Below are 18,857 nucleotides of genomic sequence, written 5' to 3'. Positions count from 1 at the left end.
GCGTCAATGCCCGGTGGTGTTCGGCGCGGCCACCGGCCCAGTGGGGCTGAAACTTACCCGGCCCCGCCGGCTGACCTGCGGTTTTCACCACGTTTCACGCCCAAATCCCCGCAAAACGGCACCCCTCCTTGTGTTGACCCCGGTCCATGTCTACGGTGCCAGGAAAGCGCTTTCCTGACCCCCCATCGACCCTCGGAAAGGTGAGCACGGATGAGACGAGCCCCAGTCTCGCTGCGGTGGCTGGCGGGCGGTGCGGCCGCGGTCGCGGTCGCCGCCGTCACGCTGGCGATGCAGATCCCCAACGCCGCGGCCGCCGACAATCTCAGCATCGGCGCCGGTGCGGACGGCTCCAGCAAGGCCAGCGGTACGAGCTACGGCAACGTGATCGACGGCAACACCGGCACGTACTGGTCGCCCAGCGGCAGTACCGGCCAGATCTCGGTCAAGTGGAGCAGCGCCAAGACGGTCTCCTCGGTCGTCATCCGCACCGCCTCGGGCGGCGGCTCCATCAGCGCCTGGCGCCTGCTCAACCACGATTCGGGCGCGGTACTGGCCAGCGGCAGCGGCACCCCGGCGACGATCACCTTCTCGTCGACGTCGCTGAAGAAGATCACGCTCGACATCACCGGCGCCTCGAGCGCGCCCCGGATCGCCGAGTTCGAGACCTACGCCGCCGGCGGCTCGAACCCGACCCCGACCTCGACCGGCGGTGGCGGCAACCCGACCCCGACGGCGACCGCGACCGGTGGGGGCGGCGGCAACCCGACCACCTCGTGGCCGTCGTCCGCGGGCAACGTGTCGCTGTCCAGCACCAAGAGCGTCTCCGGCACGTTCGACGGCGGGATGAAGACGTACTGCTGCATCGGCGACGGCAGCCAGTCCGAGAGCCAGGACCCGATGTTCGAACTGGCCAACGGGGCCACGATCCAGAACGTGATCATCGGCTCGCCGGCCGGCGACGGCATCCACTGCCTGGGCACCTGCACGATCCGCAACGTGTGGTGGAACGACATCGGCGAGGACGGCGCCACGTTCCTGCAGACCAACGGCGGCACGTCGTACGTCATCGGCGGCGGCGCCCGCTCCGGCAGCGACAAGATGTTCCAGCACAACGGCAACGGCACGGTCAGCATCAGCGGCTTCTACCTCAAGGGCACCGGCAAGCTGTACCGCGCCTGCGGCAACTGCACGAACTCGTACACCCGCAACGTGAAGGTCGACAACGTGATCGTCGACGACGTCGACTACGTGGTGGGCATCAACTCCAACTGGGGCGACGTGGCCACCATCACGCGGGTGCGGGTCCTCAACAGCTCCAGCACGGTGATCTGCGGCAAGTACAAGGGCGTCGCGAAGGGCAGCGAGCCGAGCTACCTCGGCGAGGGCTGGAACGACGCCAACTGCAAGGTCAACAAGAGCGACATCACCTACGGGTGACGTCACCCCACGCAACGGGCGCCCACCGGATCCGGTGGGCGCCCGGTCGACTTCCGGCGCGGCGGACCGGCCGGCCCGTAGGCTGGGGTCGTCGGAGCGGGTGCGGGTGACTGGAGGCTGGGCGTGGAGCTGTCCCTGACGACCCGGCCGGGCCGGGCCGGCCTCGTCGTACACCTCGCCGGTGACCTGGACCTGGGCGTCACACCGGCCGTGCGCGACCGGCTGCGGCAGGCGCTGGACGACGATGTCCGCAACGTCGTGCTCGACCTGGCCGGCGTGCCGCTGATCGACTCCACCGCCCTGGGCATGATCGTGTGGCTGCACAAGCACCTGCTGGAGCGCGGCGGGCGGGTCTGTATCGCCGCCGCCCAGCCCGTTGTGCGCAGCGTGTTGGACCTGACCTCGGTCGATCGTCTCATCGGGGTCTACGACAGTGTGGCGTCGGCCGAGGCCGGCCTGGCCGCCGGCGGCGAGGACTGAGCCGGTCCCGGGTGCCGGTCAGCCGGCGGGGGAGTCGCTGGCCCGGGCCGGGTCCGCGCCGGCGTTGCTGCGCCGCGCCTGTCCGTGATCGCCGTACCAGTCGATGATCAGGAGCGTGGCGTCGTCGGCCAGGGTGGGGCCGGCCACCCGCAGGACCGCGTCGGCCAGGGCCCGGGTCGCCTCCCGCGGGTGCAGGTCGGCGGCCCGGCGCAACTCGGCGGTCAGGTCCAGCTGCGCCGCTCGGCGCTCGCGCATCCCGTCGGTCACCACGACCAGCCGGTCCCCGGCCCGCAGGGTCACCTCGCCGGTCTGGAAGGTGGCGTCGGCCAGCATGCCGAGCGGGAAGTTGCGCGGCAGCGTCAACGCCTCGACCGCACCGTCGCGCACCAGCAGCGGCGGCAGGTGACCGGCGTTGATCAACGTACAGACGCCGCTGTTCAGGTCGATGCGGCCGAGCACGGCGGTCATGAAGGTGCTCTGCGGCCCGGCATGTCCGGCGACCGCGGCGTTGGCGGCGCCGGCCTGCTCGACGAGGCCCTGCCCGCGGCGCCGGCTGTTGCGGAGGCTCCCGACGCCGAGGGTGGCGGTCAGCGCACTGGCCACGCCGTGGCCCATCGCGTCGGTGACGCTGAAGTGCAGCTCGTCCCGCGCCAGCGAGTAGTCGAACGTGTCCCCGCCGATGCTCGCCGCGGGTTCCAGCCAGCCCGACAGCGTGAACGCACCCGCCTCGCACGTGAACGCGGCCGGCAGCAGGCGGCGCTGGATCTCCGCGGACAGGTTGAACGGCGTGGTCCGCTGCCCCCACTCGAACAGGTCGGTGTGCCGCCGGTTGGCGATCACCACGAACGCCAGCAGATGCGCGATACGGCCGATCTCCCGCAGCGCCCGGGCGTCCGGCTCGACCGGCAGGACCACCTCCAGCAGCCCGATCGCCTCCCCGCGCTCGGTGACCGGGGCGAGCACCGTCCACCGGTCACCGGCCGCGATCACCTGCAGCGTCTGGGTGCGCAGCGTCTGCTCCTGCACGCCACCGTCGAACGGCAGCACGGTGGCCACCTCGTCACCGCCGCGCCGCCCGGCCTCGCCGTGCACGGCGTCGGCGAGCGGGACGTACGCCAGCCGCACCAGCGCCCGGCCGCCGAGGTCGGCGATGAGGAACGACACCGACCGGGCGTCGAGCGCCCGGCCCAGCTCCCGCGTGACCGCTTCGACGGCATCGACCGGCGGCGCGTCCTCCGCGGCCGCGAGCAGCGCTGCCATCATCGTCGTGTCGCCGTGATCCATTCCGGCAGCTTAAAGCTTTCCCGCGTCCGTCTCAGCTTCCGCCGGGTGCGCATCGTCCCGGCAGGCGAACGTCCCGGGGGCGCCCACCGGATCCGGTGGGCGCCCGTCAGCTCAGCGGTGGACCAGTTCGCGGATCGGCTCGGGCTCGTCCAGCACCGTCTCCCGCAGGCCCATGAAGCCGTGCAGGCGGCGCAGCCAGGCCGGGGCCCACCAGTTCGCCCGGCCCAGCAGGGTCATCGTGGCCGGGACCAGGACACACCGGACCAGCGTCGCGTCCACCGCGACCGCGATCGCCAGGCCGAGGCCGATCTGCTGCACCTGGCCCATCTCGCCGGTCACGAAGCAGCCGAACACGATCACCATGAGCAGCGCCGCCGAGGTGATGATCCGGCCGGAGCGCTGCAGCCCGCGCCGGACGGCGACGTCGGTGGGCAGGCCGCGGTCGGTGTACTCCTTGATCCGGCCCAGCAGGAACACCTCGTAGTCCATCGACAGCCCGAACGCGAACGCGAACACGCTCACCACGGTGAACGGGCTCAGCCCGCCGACGGTCAGCACCCCGAGCGGGCCGGCCAGGAAGCCGTGCTGGAAGACGGCGGTCAGCACGCCGAACGTGGCGCCCAGGGACACCAGATTCATCAGCACGGCCTTCAGCGGTACGACCAGCGAGCCCGTCATCGCGAACAGCAGCACGACCATCGCCAGCAGCGTCACGCCGAGGGCCAGCGGCAGCCGGTGCACGATCTGGCCGACCACGTCGGCGACGAACGCGCCGCTGCCGGTCACCCACGACTCGCCACCGCCGGGACGGTCGGCGCGGATGCGGTCGACGAGGTCCTGCGCGGCCGGCCCCTCGGGGTCGCCGGTGGCCTCGATGCCGACGGTGGCCAGGCCGTTGCCGGCGTCCTCGGCGGGGTGGATCAGGGCGACCCCGGGGGTACCGGCGAATCGGTCGGCCCAGGCGTCGAGGGCGGCCGGCCCGGTGTGGGCCACGACGATGACGGCCGGCGCCGCGCTCTGCCCGTAGTTGCCGGTCAGCTCGCGCTCGACCTGCACCGACTCCATCTTCGGCGGCAGCGCGCCGAGGTCGTCGAGGTGGATGGCGGCACCGAGGGCGGGCAGGGCGACGGCGACCAGGGCCGCGCCGCTCAGGACGGTGGTGAGCAGCGGCCGGCGCTGCACGACGCGGGCCAGCCCGGCGAAGAACCCGGCGTCGGCGTCCTGGCGGGCGGCCCGCTTCGACGGCTTGATGCGGTTGCGGGCCAGGCCGAGCAGCGCGGCGGTGAAGGTCAGCGACACGAGCATGGCGGCGACGGCGACCGAGATCCCGGCCGCGCCGAGGGCGGACAGGCCGGTGATGCCGAACAGCAGCAGCCCGCTCAGGGCGGCGGCGACGGTGAGGGCGCTGAACGCGATCGTCCGCCCGGCGGTGGCCCAGGCCCGGCTCAGCGCGGCGGCGGGCTGGTGGCCGGCGGCGAGCTCGTCGCGGTACCGCGCGACCAGCAGCAGCCCGTAGTCGATGGACAGCCCCAGCCCCAGCAGCGTGACGATCGTGACCGCGTTCGAGTCGAGCTCGGTGAACTTCGTGAACACCAGCAGCATGGTCATGGAGAAGGCGATCGACACGATGGCGGCCAGCACCGGCATCCCCGCGGCGATGATGCCCCCGAAGATGAACACCAGCACGACCAGCGTGATGGGCAGCGACATCGACTCGGCCTTGGCCAGGTCCGCTCCCGCCTGCGCGTTGGCCTGCTGGTTGAGCACCGGCCCGCCGCCGACCCGGATCCGGGCCTCGGGCTGCCCGTCGGCGCGCAGGCCGGCGGCTCCGGCGTGCAGCGCGTCGGTCAGCGCGGTCGCCGCGGTGTCGCGGGCCTCGTCGCCGAGGTTGGCCAGGCCGACCTGGATCAGCAGGCCGCGGTGGTCCTTGGCGACCAGGCCCGCCGCCTGCTCGGCCGGCAGCCCCTCGTCGAACGGGGTCACCACCTGCCGCACCCCGTCGACCCCGCGCAGCTTCGCGGCCAGGGCGAGCACGTCGGCGCGTACCGGTGCGGCGGCCGGGTCGATCCCGTCGACGACACCGATCACCGTGCCGCCCTGCGTCGACTGCGTGGCGAGGACCTTCTGCCCCCGGAAGGACTCGAGGTCCTTGGGACTGTTGTCCCCGGCCAGCGCGGCGAAGACCGGCCCGGCCGCGAGGACGCCGAGCGCCACGGCGGCGAGCCACAGTCCGAGCACCCCCCACCGGTGCCGGAAGCACCAGTGCCCGACGCGCGCGATGAACCCGTGTGCCATAGCCATCCCCTTAGCCGAAGCGACCCGTATCAACGGGTTTCAGCCTCGTCACCGCGGCGCCCGGGCACACTGCCGCCGACCACCGAGTCGGCCCTGACGCCAGCCCCCGCCCGGCTGCGGGGGACAGCCCTACCCCGCCGCCGTGCCGGGAGCGCTCACGGCAGCTCAGGGTGGGGTCGGGATGGACATCGGCTCCCCGATGACCTCGACCGTGCCGGCCTCGACGGTGACCCCGCCGACCTCGGCCGCGCGGTCGCCGTGGTTGATCGCGACGGTGAAGGGCGGCCGGCGCACGACCTCGACCGTGTCCGGCAGGTCCGGTATCCCCGCCAGGCCGGTCCCGGCCAGCACCCGGGCCAGCAGGCGCTGCAGGCCGGCCGGGTCCGGGCGGGTCGAGACGTACCAGGCCGTCCCGCGCCCGTGCGCCCTGCGGGTCACCGCCGCCTGCCCGGCGGCGGGACCGTCCGCGTAGGTCAGGACGACCTCCGCCGGGTCGGCGGCGAGGTCCTCGGCCCACACGTCGGCCACCGTCCCGTCGGAGAGGGTGACCCGTTCGCCGCGGCGCAGCGGCAGGAACTCCTCGACGGTCACGCCGAGCAGCTCGCGCAGCGGGCCGGGGTGGGCCCCGGGGTGCACGGTGTCGTTGGCGTCGACGACCCCGGAGAAGTACGACACGAGCAGGGTGCCCCCGCCGCTGACGTACGTGTCGAGGTTCTCGGCCGCCGCGGCCGTCGTGAGGTACAGCGACGGGGCGACGACCAGCGGGTACCGGCTCAGGTCGGCCTCGGGGCGGACGAAGTCGACGGTCAGGTGGGCCTTCCACAGGGCGGTGTAGTAGGCCTCGACCCGTTCCCGGTACGCCAGGTCCACCGACGGCCGCCACTCCAGTTCGAGGGCCCACCACGACTCCCAGTCCCACACGATCGCCGCGTCCGCCCGCACGCGGGTACCCCGCAGCCGGTCCAGCCCAGCCAGGCGCTGCCCGAGCGCGGTGACCTCGCGCCAGATCCGGGTGCCGGTCCCGCCGTGCGGCAGCATCGCCGAGTGGAACTTCTCGGCGCCGGAGCGCGAGGCCCGCCACTGGAAGAACAGCACCCCGTCGGCGCCGCGGGCGACGTGCGCGAGGCTGTTGCGGGCCAGCTCGCCGGGGCGCTTGGCGATGTTGCGCGGCTGCCAGTTCACCGCACTCGTGGAGTGCTCCATGAGCAGCCAGGGTGCGCCGCCGGCCAGGCTCCGGGTCAGGTCGGCGCACATCGCCAGCTCGACGTGCGGGTCGGCCCGTTCGGCCTGCAGGTAGTGGTCGTTGGCCACGACGTCGACCTCGCCGGCCCACTTCCAGTAGTCGACCGCCTTGCAGTTGGCGATCATGAAGTTCGTCGTGATCGGGACGGCGGGGGACAGCCGGCGCAGGATGTCCCGTTCCCGCCGGTAGTTCTCCAGGTGGTTGTCGGAGCAGAACCGCAGGAAGTCCAGCTGCTGGGCCGGGTTCACCGGGGCCGGCGCGGCGTGCGGCGGCTCGATCTCGGCCCAGTCGCTGAAGCGCTGGCTCCAGAACGTCGTGCCCCACGCCGCGTTCAGCGCCGGCAGGTCGCCGTGCCGGGCCCGCAGCCACGCCCGGAACGCCTCGGCGCAGCGCGGGCAGTAGCAGTGCGCGTTGAGCCCGGCGTACTCGTTGTGCACGTGCCAGAGCGCGACGGCCGGGTGGTCGCCGTAGCGCCGGCCGAGCTGCTCGGTGATCGCGGCCGCGGCCCGCGCGTACTGCGGCGAGCTGGGGCAGAAGCTCTGCCGGGCCCCCTGCCCGAGCACGTGGCCGTGCCGGTCGACGAGCCGGGTCTCGGGATGGCGGTGGCTGAGCCATGGCGGCGGCGCGGCGGTCGGCGTGGCGAGGTCCACGCGGATCCCGTTGCGGTGCAGCAACTCCAGGATCCGGTCCAGCCATCCGAAGGTGTACCGCCCTTCGACCGGTTCCAGCATCGCCCAGCTGAAGATGCCGACGCTGACCAGGTTCACGCCGGCCGCCCGCATCAGCCGGACGTCCTCCGGCCACACGTCCTCGGGCCACTGCTCCGGCGAGTAGTCCCCGCCGTAGGCGATGGCGTCGAGGCCACGCGGGAAGCGCGGCGAACGGTGCGGCTGATCCATGGACCGGCTCCCGACTGTGAACGTACGCGGAAAGATGCTGCAACGACGCTGCAACGATGCTGCCCGATATGCTGCCGGGCGCCGTCAAGGGATGATCGGCCCATGACGAACGCGCGCGAGCCCCGGCCGCACCCAGCCCGCCGCCCCACGATCAACGATGTGGCGGCGGCGGCCGGGGTGTCGCGGGGTACCGTATCCCGGGCCCTCAACGGCGGCCGGGACGTCAGCGACGCCGCGCACGCCGCCGTCGAACGCGCGATGCGCAACACCGGCTACGTGGTCAACCAGCACGCGCGCAGCCTCGTCACCCAGCGCTCCGGGTCGGTGGCGTTCATCCTCTCCGAGCCGCAGGACCGCCTCTTCGAGGACCCGAACTTCAGCGTCCTGCTGCACGGCTGCACCGAGGCCCTGGCCCGGCACGACATCACCCTGCTGCTGACCCTGGCCGGCAGCGTCGAGGACGGCAGACGCATCGGCCGGTACCTCACCGCCGGCCACGTCGACGGCGCGCTGCTGGTGTCCACCCACCGCGGCAACCCGCTCATCCCCGAACTGCTCGACCGCGGCCTGCCGGTCGTCGCCTGCGGCAAACCCCTCGGCCACGAGCACCGCACCGCCTACGTCGCCGCCGACGACCGCGACGGCGCCCGCCGGATGGTCGACCACCTGCGCTCCACCGGCCGCCGCCGGATCGCCACCGTCACCGGCCCGCTCGACACCCCCGGCGGCACCGAACGCCTCGCCGGCTACCGCGACGCCCTCGGCGACGACGCCGACCCGGCCCTGATCGCCAACGGTGACTACACCCGCGCCGGCGGCGAGGCGGCCATGGTCCGGCTCCTCGAACAGGCCCCGGATCTCGACGCCGTCTTCGTCGCCTCCGACCTGATGGCCGCCGGCGCCCTCAACGCCCTCTACCGGGCCGGCAGACGCGTCCCGTCGGACGTCGCCGTCGGCGGCTTCGACGACAGCCAGGTGGCGGCCGGCACCCAGCCGCCGCTGACCACGATCCGCCAGCCGTACCCGCGCATCAGCGCCGAAATGGTCCGCATGCTGCTCGGCCTCATCGACGGCGGGCCCCCGGCGGCCGTCGTCGTCCCCACCGAACTGGTCATCCGCGAGTCGGCCTGAGCACGACCACACCGGCCAGGGCCGGGGCGCCGGGTACGCCGAGCGCGCTGACGGCCCGGACGGCCACGGTGTAGCGCACCCCGTTGCGCAGCCGGGTGAGGCTCGCCGCAACGGTGCCGTCGGTGTCCACCGCCACTTCAGGAGTCCGCCAGGTCGCGCCGTTGTCCAGGCTTATCTGGTACTGCATGTGCTCCGGATCCCCGCCCGTCGGCGCCCGGAACGTCACGGTGATCCGCCCGTCGCCCGGCTGCAGGCGCACCGCGGTCGGCGCGGCCGGCGGCACCATCCCGTAGGCGTTGATCGAGGCGTTCCACTGCAGCACCGGCCAGGCGGATGTCGACCAGTTCACCATCGACTGGAAATGCGCCGGCTCCCAGACGAGCACGCCGAGGCCCCGGTTGTCGGGCAGGTCGTTGGCCATCCGGAAGACCCGCAGCAGCGCGTCCTGCTGGCCCTGCACGGACACGGGGTACGGCGAGTTCGGAATCGGGTCGGAGAACGCCGACGGATGGGCGGTCTCCGCGATGTCGATCTTGTACCCGGGGTGCTCGGCGGCGAGGGTCTGCAGCTGCGCCTCGAAGACGTCCGGCGGGCCGTGCCACTCGGAGTAGTACGAGAAGCCCATCACGTCGATGTCCTGGCCCTTGGCGTGGAGGCGGTGCAGGTACTGCCGCCAGAACTCCCGGGTCCGCTCGAACTGCCCGTTGTCGATGATGACGTGCGTCTCCACGCCGATGCGCACGTGGTTGGCCGCGGCGACCTCCCGCACGGCCCGGACCCCGGCCGCCTGCACCGTCGTGAACCGGTCCCAGGAGGCCTCGTAGGCGGCCTGCCGGGCGGGGTCGGTGGACGTCCAGTCGTCCCAGGCGATGCCGCCGCCGGGCTGCGCGCCGTACGCGGGATCGTGGTTGAAGTAGCAGTCGTAGCACCAGTCGGCGGGGTCGGTGAACCACGGCCCGGGCCGCTCCGACCCCCACAGGAACCCCTTGATCAGCTCGTTGCCGATCGCGACCTTGTCGGGGACGGTGCCCTGCGCCACGAGCCGCTGGACCGAGTCGCGGGTGTAGTCGTGGACCGCGGTGACGAGCTGGTCGAACGGCAGCGCGGCCCAGGCGGCCGGCTTGGCCTGCTTGCTCGGGTCGGCCCAGGAGTCCGAGTAGTGCAGGTCGACGCCGAGGCCCAGGCCCAGCTGCTTGACCTGCCGGGCGACGGCGAGGGTGCGGTCGGGTCCCTGGTAGGCCGGGTCGAGGAAGGCGCCGGTCTTCTCGTCGCGCGGGGTGTTGAAGACGCGCAGCCGCACGTACCGCAGGCCGGCGTTGCGCGCGGACGTGAGCACGTCGGTCGCCGTGGCCGGATCGTCGACGTAGTAGGTGAGGTGGTCCTGGTTGTCGTCCTGGTCGGCGTAGGAGATGTCGGCCCCGACGACGAGGTCCGGCCGCAGGTAGTTGTAGACCTCGACCTCGGCGATGCCGGCCGCCGGCCCGGTGAGTCTGACCCGCAGGAAGCGGATGCCGGGGCGGGTGAACCCGTGGCGGGTCTGGTCCGCGACCGTCGTCCAGGTGGCGCCGTCGGCCGAGGCCTCCACGATGTAGCGGTTGGTCGCCGTCGCGTTCGTGAACGTTACGCGAATCTGGCGCAGGTTGTCGTAGGCGCCACCCAGGTCCAGGCGCAGCCACTGCGGGCCGCGCCCGGTGGGCCGCCACGCCGTCGTCACGTCGGCGTCCGCGGCGAGGCGCGCGCTCGCCTGCCCGCTGCTGGCCGAGTACGTCACCCACGGCTTGCCGGCGATATTGCTCGCCACGGCCTCGACCGGCACGGTGTGGCCGGCGGCGGCGGGTTGCGCCGGGGCCGCGGCGAGCGCGGTGGCGGCGACGGCGACCGCGGTGATCCAGCGTCGTGATCGACCACGCATCAGCAATCCTTCGTTCGGAGAACTCGGGAAACTCACGAGGACGCGGTGGAACTGCGGCCATCATGCCCGACACGGCACACCACCGCCAGCGTCCCCGGGGAGACCCCTTGCGCAATGGTCAAGAATCGTTGACCATTGACCGCGTGCCTACCGACGATGTGCCCGAGACGTTTCACGTCACCACGGACGAGCAGCTGCGCGCCGTCTCCAACCTCACCCGTCACCGGATCATGGCGGTGCTCCGCTTCGAGCCGGCGACGATCACGCAGATCGCCGAGCGGGTGGGGCTGGCGAAGGGCAGCTCCAGCTACCACGTGCGGCTGCTCGAACGGGCCGGCCTCGTCAAGGTGGTCCGGACGCGGAAGGTGCGGGGGGTCGTCGAGCGGTACTACGCGATGGCCGCGCGGACGATCGAGCTGCCCGATCCGGGCGAGGGCGGCACGGACGTGCTGATGCGGCACGCCGTGGCGGACCTGGAGGCGTCACCGGCGGACGGCGAGCGGCACGTCCGGATGGCGCACCTGCGGCTCACCGAGGAGCAGTTCGCGGAGCTCGGAGCGCGGCTGCACGCGCTGGCCGACGAGTACCGCAAGCTGTCGGACCCGGCGCTGCCCGACGCGTCGCTCGTCTTCGCCCTGTTCCACCCGGCGCGGCGCGGCCAGGCCGGCGGGGGTGCCGCATGAGCGCCGACGCCCGGAAGCTGCCGGCCGGGTTCGCACGGCTGTGGAGCGCGCAGACGATCTCCTCCCTCGGCGACGGCGTGACGCACGCCGCCCTGCCACTGCTCGCCCTGACGCTGACCGGGACCCGATGGCGCTCGCCGTCGTCACGGCCGCCGGGACGCTGCCGTGGCTGCTCTTCGGCGTGCTCGGCGGTGCGCTGGTGGACCGCTGGGACCGCCGGCACACGATGTGGGTCACCGACGGCGCGCGGGCCCTGCTGCTCGCGGTCCCGGCCGGGGCGGCCGCCCTCGACCTGCTGAGCATTCCGCTGCTCGCGGCCGTCGCCTTCCTGCTCGGCCTCGGCGGCCTCTTCTTCGACACGGCCGCCACCTCGTACCTGCCGGACCTGCTGGGCCGCGACCCCGCACTGCTGGAGCGGGCCAACTCCCGCCTGCGCGGCGCCCAGACCGCCATGTCCGGCTTCGCGGGCCCGCCCGCGGGCAGTGCCCTGCTCGCCCTCGGCCGCGCGGTCCCGCTGCTCGCCGACGCGGTGTCGTTCGCGCTGTCGGCGCTGCTCGTACGGTCCCTTCCCGCCGTGCCCCGCCCCGCACCGCAGGCCCGCGAGTCGCTGCTGCGCCAGGCGCGGGCCGGCGCCGCGTACGTCTTCCGGGACCGGGTGCTGCTCGGCCTCGCACTGCGCCCGGCGGTCGGCAACGTCGCCTTCGTCGCCGTCGAGACCGTCCTCGCCCTCTTCGCCCACGACCGCCTCGGCATCGACACCTACGGCTTCGGCCTGCTCCTGACCGCCGAGGCCACCGGCGGCCTGCTGGGCGCGGGCATCGCCTCCACCCTCGGCCGGCGACTCGGCACCGGCACCGCACTGACCTGCACGGCCGCGATCGAGGGCCTCGCCATCGTGGGCCTCGCCGCCGCCCCGAACCCGTACGTCGCCGGCCTCGCCCTCGCCGTCTGCGGAGCCGGCATGGGCGCCACGATGGTGCTCGCACCCTCCCTGCGCCAGGCGATCGTCCCCGGCCACCTGATGGGCCGGGTCGCCTCCACCTCGCGCATGCTCGCCATGTGCGCCGCCCCGCTCGGCGCCTTCCTCGGCGGCTGGCTGGCCTCGGCGTTCGACGTGCGCACGCCGCTGTACGCCGCGGCCGGCCTGCTGCTCACCATGACCGCGGTCACGGCCACCATGACCAGCAACCGCCGCGTCGAAGCCGCACTGCGCGCCGCCGCTGATCCCGTCCGGGACAGCGAACCGGCACTGGTGTAGGACCGGACCTCGGATGGAACAGACCTTTGATAGGGGAGCGTCGATGTCAGCGGAGCTCGTGGACAAGGCACTGGAACTGTTGTGCGGCAACTACATTTTTCCGGATCGGGCTCAGGCGGCGGCCGAGGGTATCCGGAAACGACTGGCCGCCGGGGAGTACGACGGGCTGGACGAGGAGGCCCTCGGCCGGCGGCTGACGGCGGAGCTGTTCGAGGTGTGCCAGGACAAGCATCTGCGGGTGCGGCCGCGGACGGAGGACGCGCGCGAAGCGCTCAGCAAGGCCGAGATGGAGGCGGTCTGGGCCGAGCAGCAGCGGCTCACCAACTACGGGATCGCGCGCGTGGAGCGGCTGGACGGCAACGTCGGGTTGCTGGAGCTGCGGTTCGTCGCGTCGGCCGGGGTCGGTGGGCGCGCGATCGCGGCGGCCATGGAGCTGGTGTCACAGACGGATGCGCTGATCGTCGACCTCCGCAAGAACCGGGGTGGGTCTCCCGACGGGGCGGTGTTCTGGTCGAGCTACTTCTTCCCGGACGGGGAGACCCATCTCAACAGCATCTATGAGGGGTCGACCGGTCAGACCCGGCAGTTCTGGAGCCACGCGTGGCTGCCCGGCGCGCGGTACCTCGACCGGCCCGTGTACGTGTTGACCAGCGCATCGACTTTCTCGGCCGGTGAGGAGGTCTGCTACAACCTGCAGGCGCTGGGGCGGGCGGTCCTGGTCGGGGAGACGACCAAGGGAGGGGCGCATCCGACGGACGCCTTCCCGATCACCCCGACCCTCGAGATCACGGTGCCGGTGGCTCGCGCCGTCAATCCGGTCACCGGTACCAACTGGGAAGGCATCGGCGTGCAGCCCGACGTGGCCGTGGCGGCTCCGGAGGCGTTCGACGTCGCGTACCGGACCGCCCTGCAGCACGTCCTGGCCAGTACCACCGCAGCGTCGGTCCTCGCTGAGGCGCGTTCGGCGCTGGCGTGACGGCGGTCAGCGGTCGCGGGCGGCGGGCGGGCGGCGGGCCGGGTACAGCCGCGGACCGCGCGCCGACCGGGCCAAGCCGGCCACCGCCGCGAGCGCGATCAGACCGGCCGCGGGCCACCAGCCGAGCCGCCAGACGCCGTCGCCGGCCGCCACGGCGAGGTCGGTGGGGGAGGGCGGCGCCGACCAGCGGCCGTCGGTGAGCCGCCAGGCCGTCCAGTAGCGGACCTCGGCGACCGCGTGGTAGGCGAGGTAGGCGCCGGCGGTCAGGCACAGGCCGTACACCGCGCCGGCGAGGTACTGCCGCACGCGCGGCGGGCACAGCGCCACCGCCTCGCGCAGGGCCGACCCGGCGAACACCAGGGCGGTCAGCGCCACCGCCACGCCCAGCGCGACCGCCAGCCACAGGGTCGCGGCGGTCCAGCCGTCGGCGGCCAGGATCCGGTGGGCCACGTACAGCACCGGGTCGTCGGCCGGGCGGGCCACCTCCACGGCGATGCCCGGCTGTCCGGGCGGCGGGTCGGTGCCGGGCCGGGCGTACCAGTGGGTCAGGGCGGCGCCGCCCAGGACGGTGCCGGCCGCGGCCGCCAGCGCGTACGCGTCCGGGCCGGTCGAGCCGAGGACGTCGAGGGGGCGGCGGGTGGCCAGGCCGCGCAGGCCCGCGGCGACGACGGCGAGGCCGGCCGCGATCGCGACCAGGGGCAGCCAGCGGTCGGCGGCGGTCAGGACGTGGCGGAAGGCGCCGTGGCCGGGCCCGCCGGTGCGGCCGGACGCGCCGCTGTTGAGCATCGCGGCGCTGGTGAGGACGACCAGCAGCGCGGCGCTTGCCGTGGCCGCCAGGGCGAGCAGCCGTCCCGGCGGCGGTGGGCCGGTCCGCAGCGGTACGGCCGCCGCCCTGGCGGGCAACGCCAGCATCGCCACGAACGCGAGGGCGGTCAGGAAACCGGCCGGGCCGAGGGGCGTGCGCAGGCCGGTGCCCAGGGCCTCGGCGCCGTTGGCGGTGGCGATCGCCGGGATGACGACGACCACGAGCGCCATCGCCAGCAGGATCAGCGCCGGCCGCAGATAGTCGCGCGGCCTCGACCGGGGTGGCGCGCTTACCGAAGCGCTCACCAAAGCTGGACGAGGAGCGCTCACCAAAGCCGGAGGAGGCGGGCTCACCAGAACAGGTTCGGTCGCGGCGTGCAGGGCGCCCTCGGCGACGATGAGCTCGGGCTGTTCGATGACGACCGGGGCGAGGCCGGTGCTGCGGTGCACGACCGTGGAGACCAGCGGCATCCGGCTGGCTCCGCCGACCAGGAACAGCGCCGCGGGCGGGGCGGGCAGGTCGCGCAGCGCCGTGGCCACCGCGGCGACGGTCTCGTCGAGCACCGGGGCGGCCAGGCCGTCGAGCTCCTCGCGGCCGAGCGGCGCGTCCACGTCGAGCAGCGGCAGCCGCACGAACGTCGACGCGCTGCGGGACAGCATCTCCTTGCCGTCGCGGACGTGCTCGGCCAGGTCGAGCCAGGCGTCGCGGTGGGCCGGCTCGGTCAGCTGCTGCCAGGTTCCGGCGTGGTCGGCGTACGCGGTGCGCAGGTGCTCAACGACGGCGGCGTCGATGTCGAGGCCGCCGCGGTCGGCCAGGCCGGTGCTCGCCACCACCGCGAAGCCGTCGGCCGTGCGGGCGACCACGGTCGCGTCGAACGTGCCGGCGCCGAGGTCGTACACGACGAGGTGGGCGCCGACGGGCAGGTCGGTGCCGAGCACGGTGACGAAGTACGCCGCGGCGGCGACCGGCTCGTCGACCACCGCCGGGTGCGGCAGGCCAGCCTCGACCGCGGCCCGGACGAGCAGCTCCCGGCGGACCCGGCCCCAGCTGACCGGGCACGTCACGGTGACCCGCTCCGGTGTGCTCCCGGCGACGCGCCCGGCCTCGGCGGCGACCCGGGACAGCACGGCGGCGAACAGCTCGACGACGCCGACCTCGCGCTCGCCGAGCAGGACCGTGCCGTCGTCGATGCGCCGTTTCGGGTACGGCTCGAAGCGCTCCGGATGCCGCCGGGCCCAGTGCCGCGCGTCGCGCCCGGCGAGCAGCGGGCCGTCCGGATCGGCGTAGACGGCCGACGGCAGCAGCGGGGAGCCGTCGAAGGTGAGCGGGCGGGTCCGTCCGTCGGGCCAGGCGAGCACGGCGACGGTGTTCGACGTGCCGAAGTCGACGCCCAGCCGGTACCCCCCGCCGATCATGCCGTCACAGTAGAGCCCGACGCCGGGCCAGGAACGGGCCGAGTGGCTGTCCGATAGCTGACATCGCGGTGGCCGTTCCGGCGGCCAAGACGATCACCGAACGGTCGGACCGAACAGGCGAGCGCGGCCGCCTGAACATTCGGTTCGTTCTGGCTGCGTCCCGCGTACGTTCGTTGCCACCAAACCGTTTCCGCGCCCGTACCGCAGCCGCGCAAGCGAAAGGTTCGACCCCGATGCGTCCTTCCCAGCGCACCAGGCTCGCCACGGCGGCCGGGCTGCTCACCGCCGCGTTGTCCACCGTCCTCGCCGCGCCGCCCGAGGCCGGCGCCGCCCCCGCCGGACCGACCGCCGGCTGCGCCATCACCGGCGTCGCCGCCGGGTCCGCGGCCGACGCCGACCGGCTGCACCGGGAGCTGCCCAAGCAGCCGGCGCACGAGCTGGCCGGCGCCCGGCTGGACGGACGGACCACGTGGACGGTGCCGGGCGGCCGGCCGGTGCTGGTGGTCGACTCGACGACCGGGGCGGCCCCGGCCACGGCGACGGCGTCCGTGTTCGGGCTGCGGTTCGACCTGCCCGCCGCCGCGGGGGCGACCAAGGGCCGGTACCTCAACGCATCGCAGCCGCCGCTGTTCGGCGGCTTCACCCGCACCGTCGAGATCACCGTGGCCGGCACCGGCTGCAACACGACGCTGGTGCTGACGAGCGACCGCAGCGCGTACACCACGGTGGCGGGCATCGTCGGGCTGCTGCTGGCACTCGTCGGCGGCTTCTTCACGGTGCTGCTCGCGCGCCGCCCGACCGGTGGCTGGGCCCGGCGCGCGCTGCTGGCCGCGCCGCTGGGGCTGCTGGCCGGCGCCGGTGAGGGCATGGTGCTGCACGAGTCCGGCGCGCTGAGCCCGTCGAGCGGGCTGATCTGGCTGGGGCCGCTCGCCGGTCTGATGCTGGCCCTGCTGCTGCCGCTGACCCGCCGCCGCCCGCGGCACGCCGTTGCCGCACCGGTGCCGTTCGCGCCTCCGAGCCATGTCGACCTTGCCGGCCGTACCGTCGAAGCGCTCTTCACCCAGAGCGAGACCGAGGTCGTCTATCGGGCCGTCGAGCCCGACGGTGTCACCCGGGTGCTGCTCAAGGCGCCCCAGCCGCAGTGCGCCGGCGACCCGGCCGTGCTGGCCGCGCTGGCCCGCGACGCCGAGGTGATGCGCCTGCTCGACGACGAGCACTGCCTGCGGCTACACGGGGCCGCCGCGCCGCCCGTGGTGGTCACGCAGGACATCGACGGCGCCCCGCTGCGCCGGGTGCTCGCGGCCGGCACCCCGCTCACCCCGCAACAGGCCCTCACCGCGGTCGCCGGGGCGGCGAACGGGCTGATCGCCCTGCACCGCCTCGAACTCGTCCACCGCGACGTGCGGCCCGACACCATCTACCTCGACCGGTCCGGGCGTACCGTCCTGGCGAGCTTCGGCAACGCCCGCCCCGGCGCCGAGCCGGTGCCGGCGGCGGAGGGCTCGGCGCAGTACCTCAGCCCCGAGCAGCGCCGCGGCGAGCCGCTCGACGCCCGCTCGGACCTGTTCACGCTCGGCGTCGTCCTGGTCGAGCTGCTGACCGGCCAGGTGCCGGTCGTCGCCCCGGACGCGCCGCCCGCCGCCCCGGCCGGGCTGCACCCGCACCTCGCGGCCCTGATCGAGCGGGCCCTGGCGCTCGACCCGGCGGAGCGCCCGCCGAGCGCCGAGGCGTTCCTGGCCGAGCTGAGCGAGGCGGCCACCGCCGCCTACGGCCCGGACTGGATGACGATCGGCGCCGCCACCAGCGCGATCCTGATCCCCGGCGGGGCGCTCGCGGCCGCCGGCGCGGTCGGGGCCGGCGTCGCCACCGCGGGCACCGGGATCACCGCGCTCGGCGCCGCCGAGGTGGGCGCCGCGTCGGTCCCGGTGGCCACCAGCGCCGCCGGCCTCTCCGCGGTGAGCAGCGGTACCACCGCCACGGCCACGTCCACCGCCACCTCGGTGTCCGGCGGCTCGGCCGGCAGTCTCCTGCCGCTGGCCGGCGCGGCCACCGCCGTCCTCGTCGGCGTCGTGCTCGCGGTGGCCCCGTCGACGCCCGCCGCCGCCGCGCAGGAGGTCATCACGCAGGAGTCGGCCCGGGTCATCCTGGTGTCCACCTGGGACGAGGCCCGCGGCGGCAGCGACACGCACATCGTCACCGACGCGCGGCCGGTCCTGTCGGTCCTGCTCGGCATCCCGGGCGCCGCGGGCGGCGAGCTGAGCCAGATCGAGATCGGCGTGCCGCCCGGGCAGACCAAGTACCCGGCGTACTTCCTCGCCACCGCCCAGCTGAAACTCGCCGACGGCAGCATCGTCTACGTCTACGCCCGGTTCACCCGCACGTCGGCCGATCAGCCCTGGATGATGTCCGAGCTGATCGAGTCGAAGATCGCCGCCAACGTCCCCAAGCCGAAGATCAATGCGGACGGCAGCCTGCCCGCGGCGCCCGAACTGGTCGCCGACCCGTCGACCCTGCCCGCCCGCTACGTCGCCTGGGGCCAGCGGGTGACGGACAGCAAGGCCCTCGGTACCGACGACGTCCTGGCGCTGTCCACGAGCGGCACCTCGTTCCTGGCGGGCATCCCGGGCTTCGTCGGCGCCAACGGCCAGTTCTACAACACGCTCGTCTGGAAACCGGCCGGGGGCCTGACCATGCAGCCGGTACTGCTCGAGGACGGCACCGTCCTGGCCCGCTTCAACGCGAGCGCGGCCCAGACGCTGTACAACTCGCCGTCCCCGGCCAGCCGGCCGTGCGTGGTCGGCAACACCACGGTCTCCGTGCAGTTCGGCTTCCCCGGCTTCCCGACCGGCAAGTACCGGGAGGTGACGGTGGACTGGGCGATCGCGGTGACGGCGCACGTGCCGGTGAAGGGCGCGGCCGCGGCCAAGGTCACCATCGAGGACACGTCCCTGCCGACGAACCCGCGCAGCACGCCCTGCTGACCCGGTCCGGGGCCCGGCTTTCCGGCCGGGCTTTCCGGCCGGGCTTCCGGCCGGGCTT

12 protein-coding genes are annotated in these 18,857 nt (G+C 73.9%); 7 read left to right on the top strand and 5 right to left on the bottom strand.

Translation table 11 applies throughout. The features are described from left to right. Positions 1–210: 210 nt before the first annotated feature. Positions 211–1,437 (top strand): pectate lyase, encoded by a 1,227-nt coding sequence (locus ACQP00_RS28805; RefSeq protein ID WP_433200456.1) that lies wholly within the window; start codon positions 211–213, stop codon positions 1,435–1,437. 123 nt (positions 1,438–1,560) lie between these two features. Then, positions 1,561–1,917, top strand: coding sequence for an STAS domain-containing protein (locus ACQP00_RS28800; RefSeq protein WP_433200453.1), 357 nt, complete (start codon positions 1,561–1,563; stop codon positions 1,915–1,917). A gap of 18 nt (positions 1,918–1,935) precedes the next feature. On the opposite strand, the gene ACQP00_RS28795 is transcribed toward ACQP00_RS28800, so the two are convergent. From ACQP00_RS28795 to ACQP00_RS28785, 3 genes are all read right to left on the bottom strand, one after another. Next, complete coding sequence (locus ACQP00_RS28795) at positions 1,936–3,201, bottom strand: PP2C family protein-serine/threonine phosphatase (protein ID WP_433200450.1); 1,266 nt, start codon at positions 3,199–3,201, stop codon at positions 1,936–1,938. A 111-nt stretch (positions 3,202–3,312) separates the two neighbouring features. Next, the gene (locus tag ACQP00_RS28790; protein ID WP_433200447.1) at positions 3,313–5,496 is read right to left on the bottom strand and encodes an MMPL family transporter; all 2,184 of its coding nucleotides are present in this window, start codon (positions 5,494–5,496) and stop codon (positions 3,313–3,315) included. Positions 5,497–5,661: 165 nt separating this feature from the next. After that, positions 5,662–7,638: a beta-galactosidase gene (locus tag ACQP00_RS28785; protein ID WP_433200444.1), complete on the bottom strand. Its 1,977-nt coding sequence runs from the start codon at positions 7,636–7,638 to the stop codon at positions 5,662–5,664. 102 nt (positions 7,639–7,740) lie between these two features. On the opposite strand from ACQP00_RS28785, the gene ACQP00_RS28780 reads away from it, so the two are divergent. Then, positions 7,741–8,769 (top strand): LacI family DNA-binding transcriptional regulator, encoded by a 1,029-nt coding sequence (locus ACQP00_RS28780; RefSeq protein WP_433200441.1) that lies wholly within the window; start codon positions 7,741–7,743, stop codon positions 8,767–8,769. On the opposite strand, the gene ACQP00_RS28775 is transcribed toward ACQP00_RS28780, so the two are convergent. Beyond that, complete coding sequence (locus ACQP00_RS28775) at positions 8,750–10,681, bottom strand: glycosyl hydrolase 53 family protein (protein ID WP_433200438.1); 1,932 nt, start codon at positions 10,679–10,681, stop codon at positions 8,750–8,752. The genes ACQP00_RS28780 and ACQP00_RS28775 overlap by 20 nt on opposite strands. 143 nt (positions 10,682–10,824) lie before the next feature. Between ACQP00_RS28775 and ACQP00_RS28770 the strand changes: the two genes are divergently transcribed. The 3 genes from ACQP00_RS28770 to ACQP00_RS28760 all read left to right on the top strand — a co-directional run bounded on the left by ACQP00_RS28770 (position 10,825) and on the right by ACQP00_RS28760 (position 13,598). Beyond that, on the top strand, positions 10,825–11,364 hold the full coding sequence (locus ACQP00_RS28770) for an ArsR/SmtB family transcription factor (protein WP_433200435.1): 540 nt from the start codon (positions 10,825–10,827) through the stop codon (positions 11,362–11,364). Positions 11,365–11,491: 127 nt separating this feature from the next. Next, complete coding sequence (locus tag ACQP00_RS28765) at positions 11,492–12,622, top strand: MFS transporter (RefSeq protein ID WP_433200432.1); 1,131 nt, start codon at positions 11,492–11,494, stop codon at positions 12,620–12,622. A 43-nt stretch (positions 12,623–12,665) separates the two neighbouring features. Next, positions 12,666–13,598: a S41 family peptidase gene (locus ACQP00_RS28760; RefSeq protein ID WP_433200429.1), complete on the top strand. Its 933-nt coding sequence runs from the start codon at positions 12,666–12,668 to the stop codon at positions 13,596–13,598. A 6-nt stretch (positions 13,599–13,604) separates the two neighbouring features. Here the strand turns inward: ACQP00_RS28760 and ACQP00_RS28755 are convergent, their stop codons facing one another. After that, on the bottom strand, positions 13,605–15,818 hold the full coding sequence (locus tag ACQP00_RS28755; protein WP_433200426.1) for an Hsp70 family protein: 2,214 nt from the start codon (positions 15,816–15,818) through the stop codon (positions 13,605–13,607). Between the two features lie 233 nt (positions 15,819–16,051). Between ACQP00_RS28755 and ACQP00_RS28750 the strand changes: the two genes are divergently transcribed. After that, positions 16,052–18,799 (top strand): serine/threonine protein kinase, encoded by a 2,748-nt coding sequence (locus ACQP00_RS28750; protein WP_433200423.1) that lies wholly within the window; start codon positions 16,052–16,054, stop codon positions 18,797–18,799. The last annotated feature ends 58 nt before the right edge of the window (positions 18,800–18,857 follow it).

The organism is Dactylosporangium sp. CS-047395, assembly GCF_050942185.1.
Classification (GTDB): Bacteria; Actinomycetota; Actinomycetes; order Mycobacteriales; family Micromonosporaceae; genus Dactylosporangium.
This window is presented reverse-complemented; position numbering and strand designations above follow the sequence as displayed.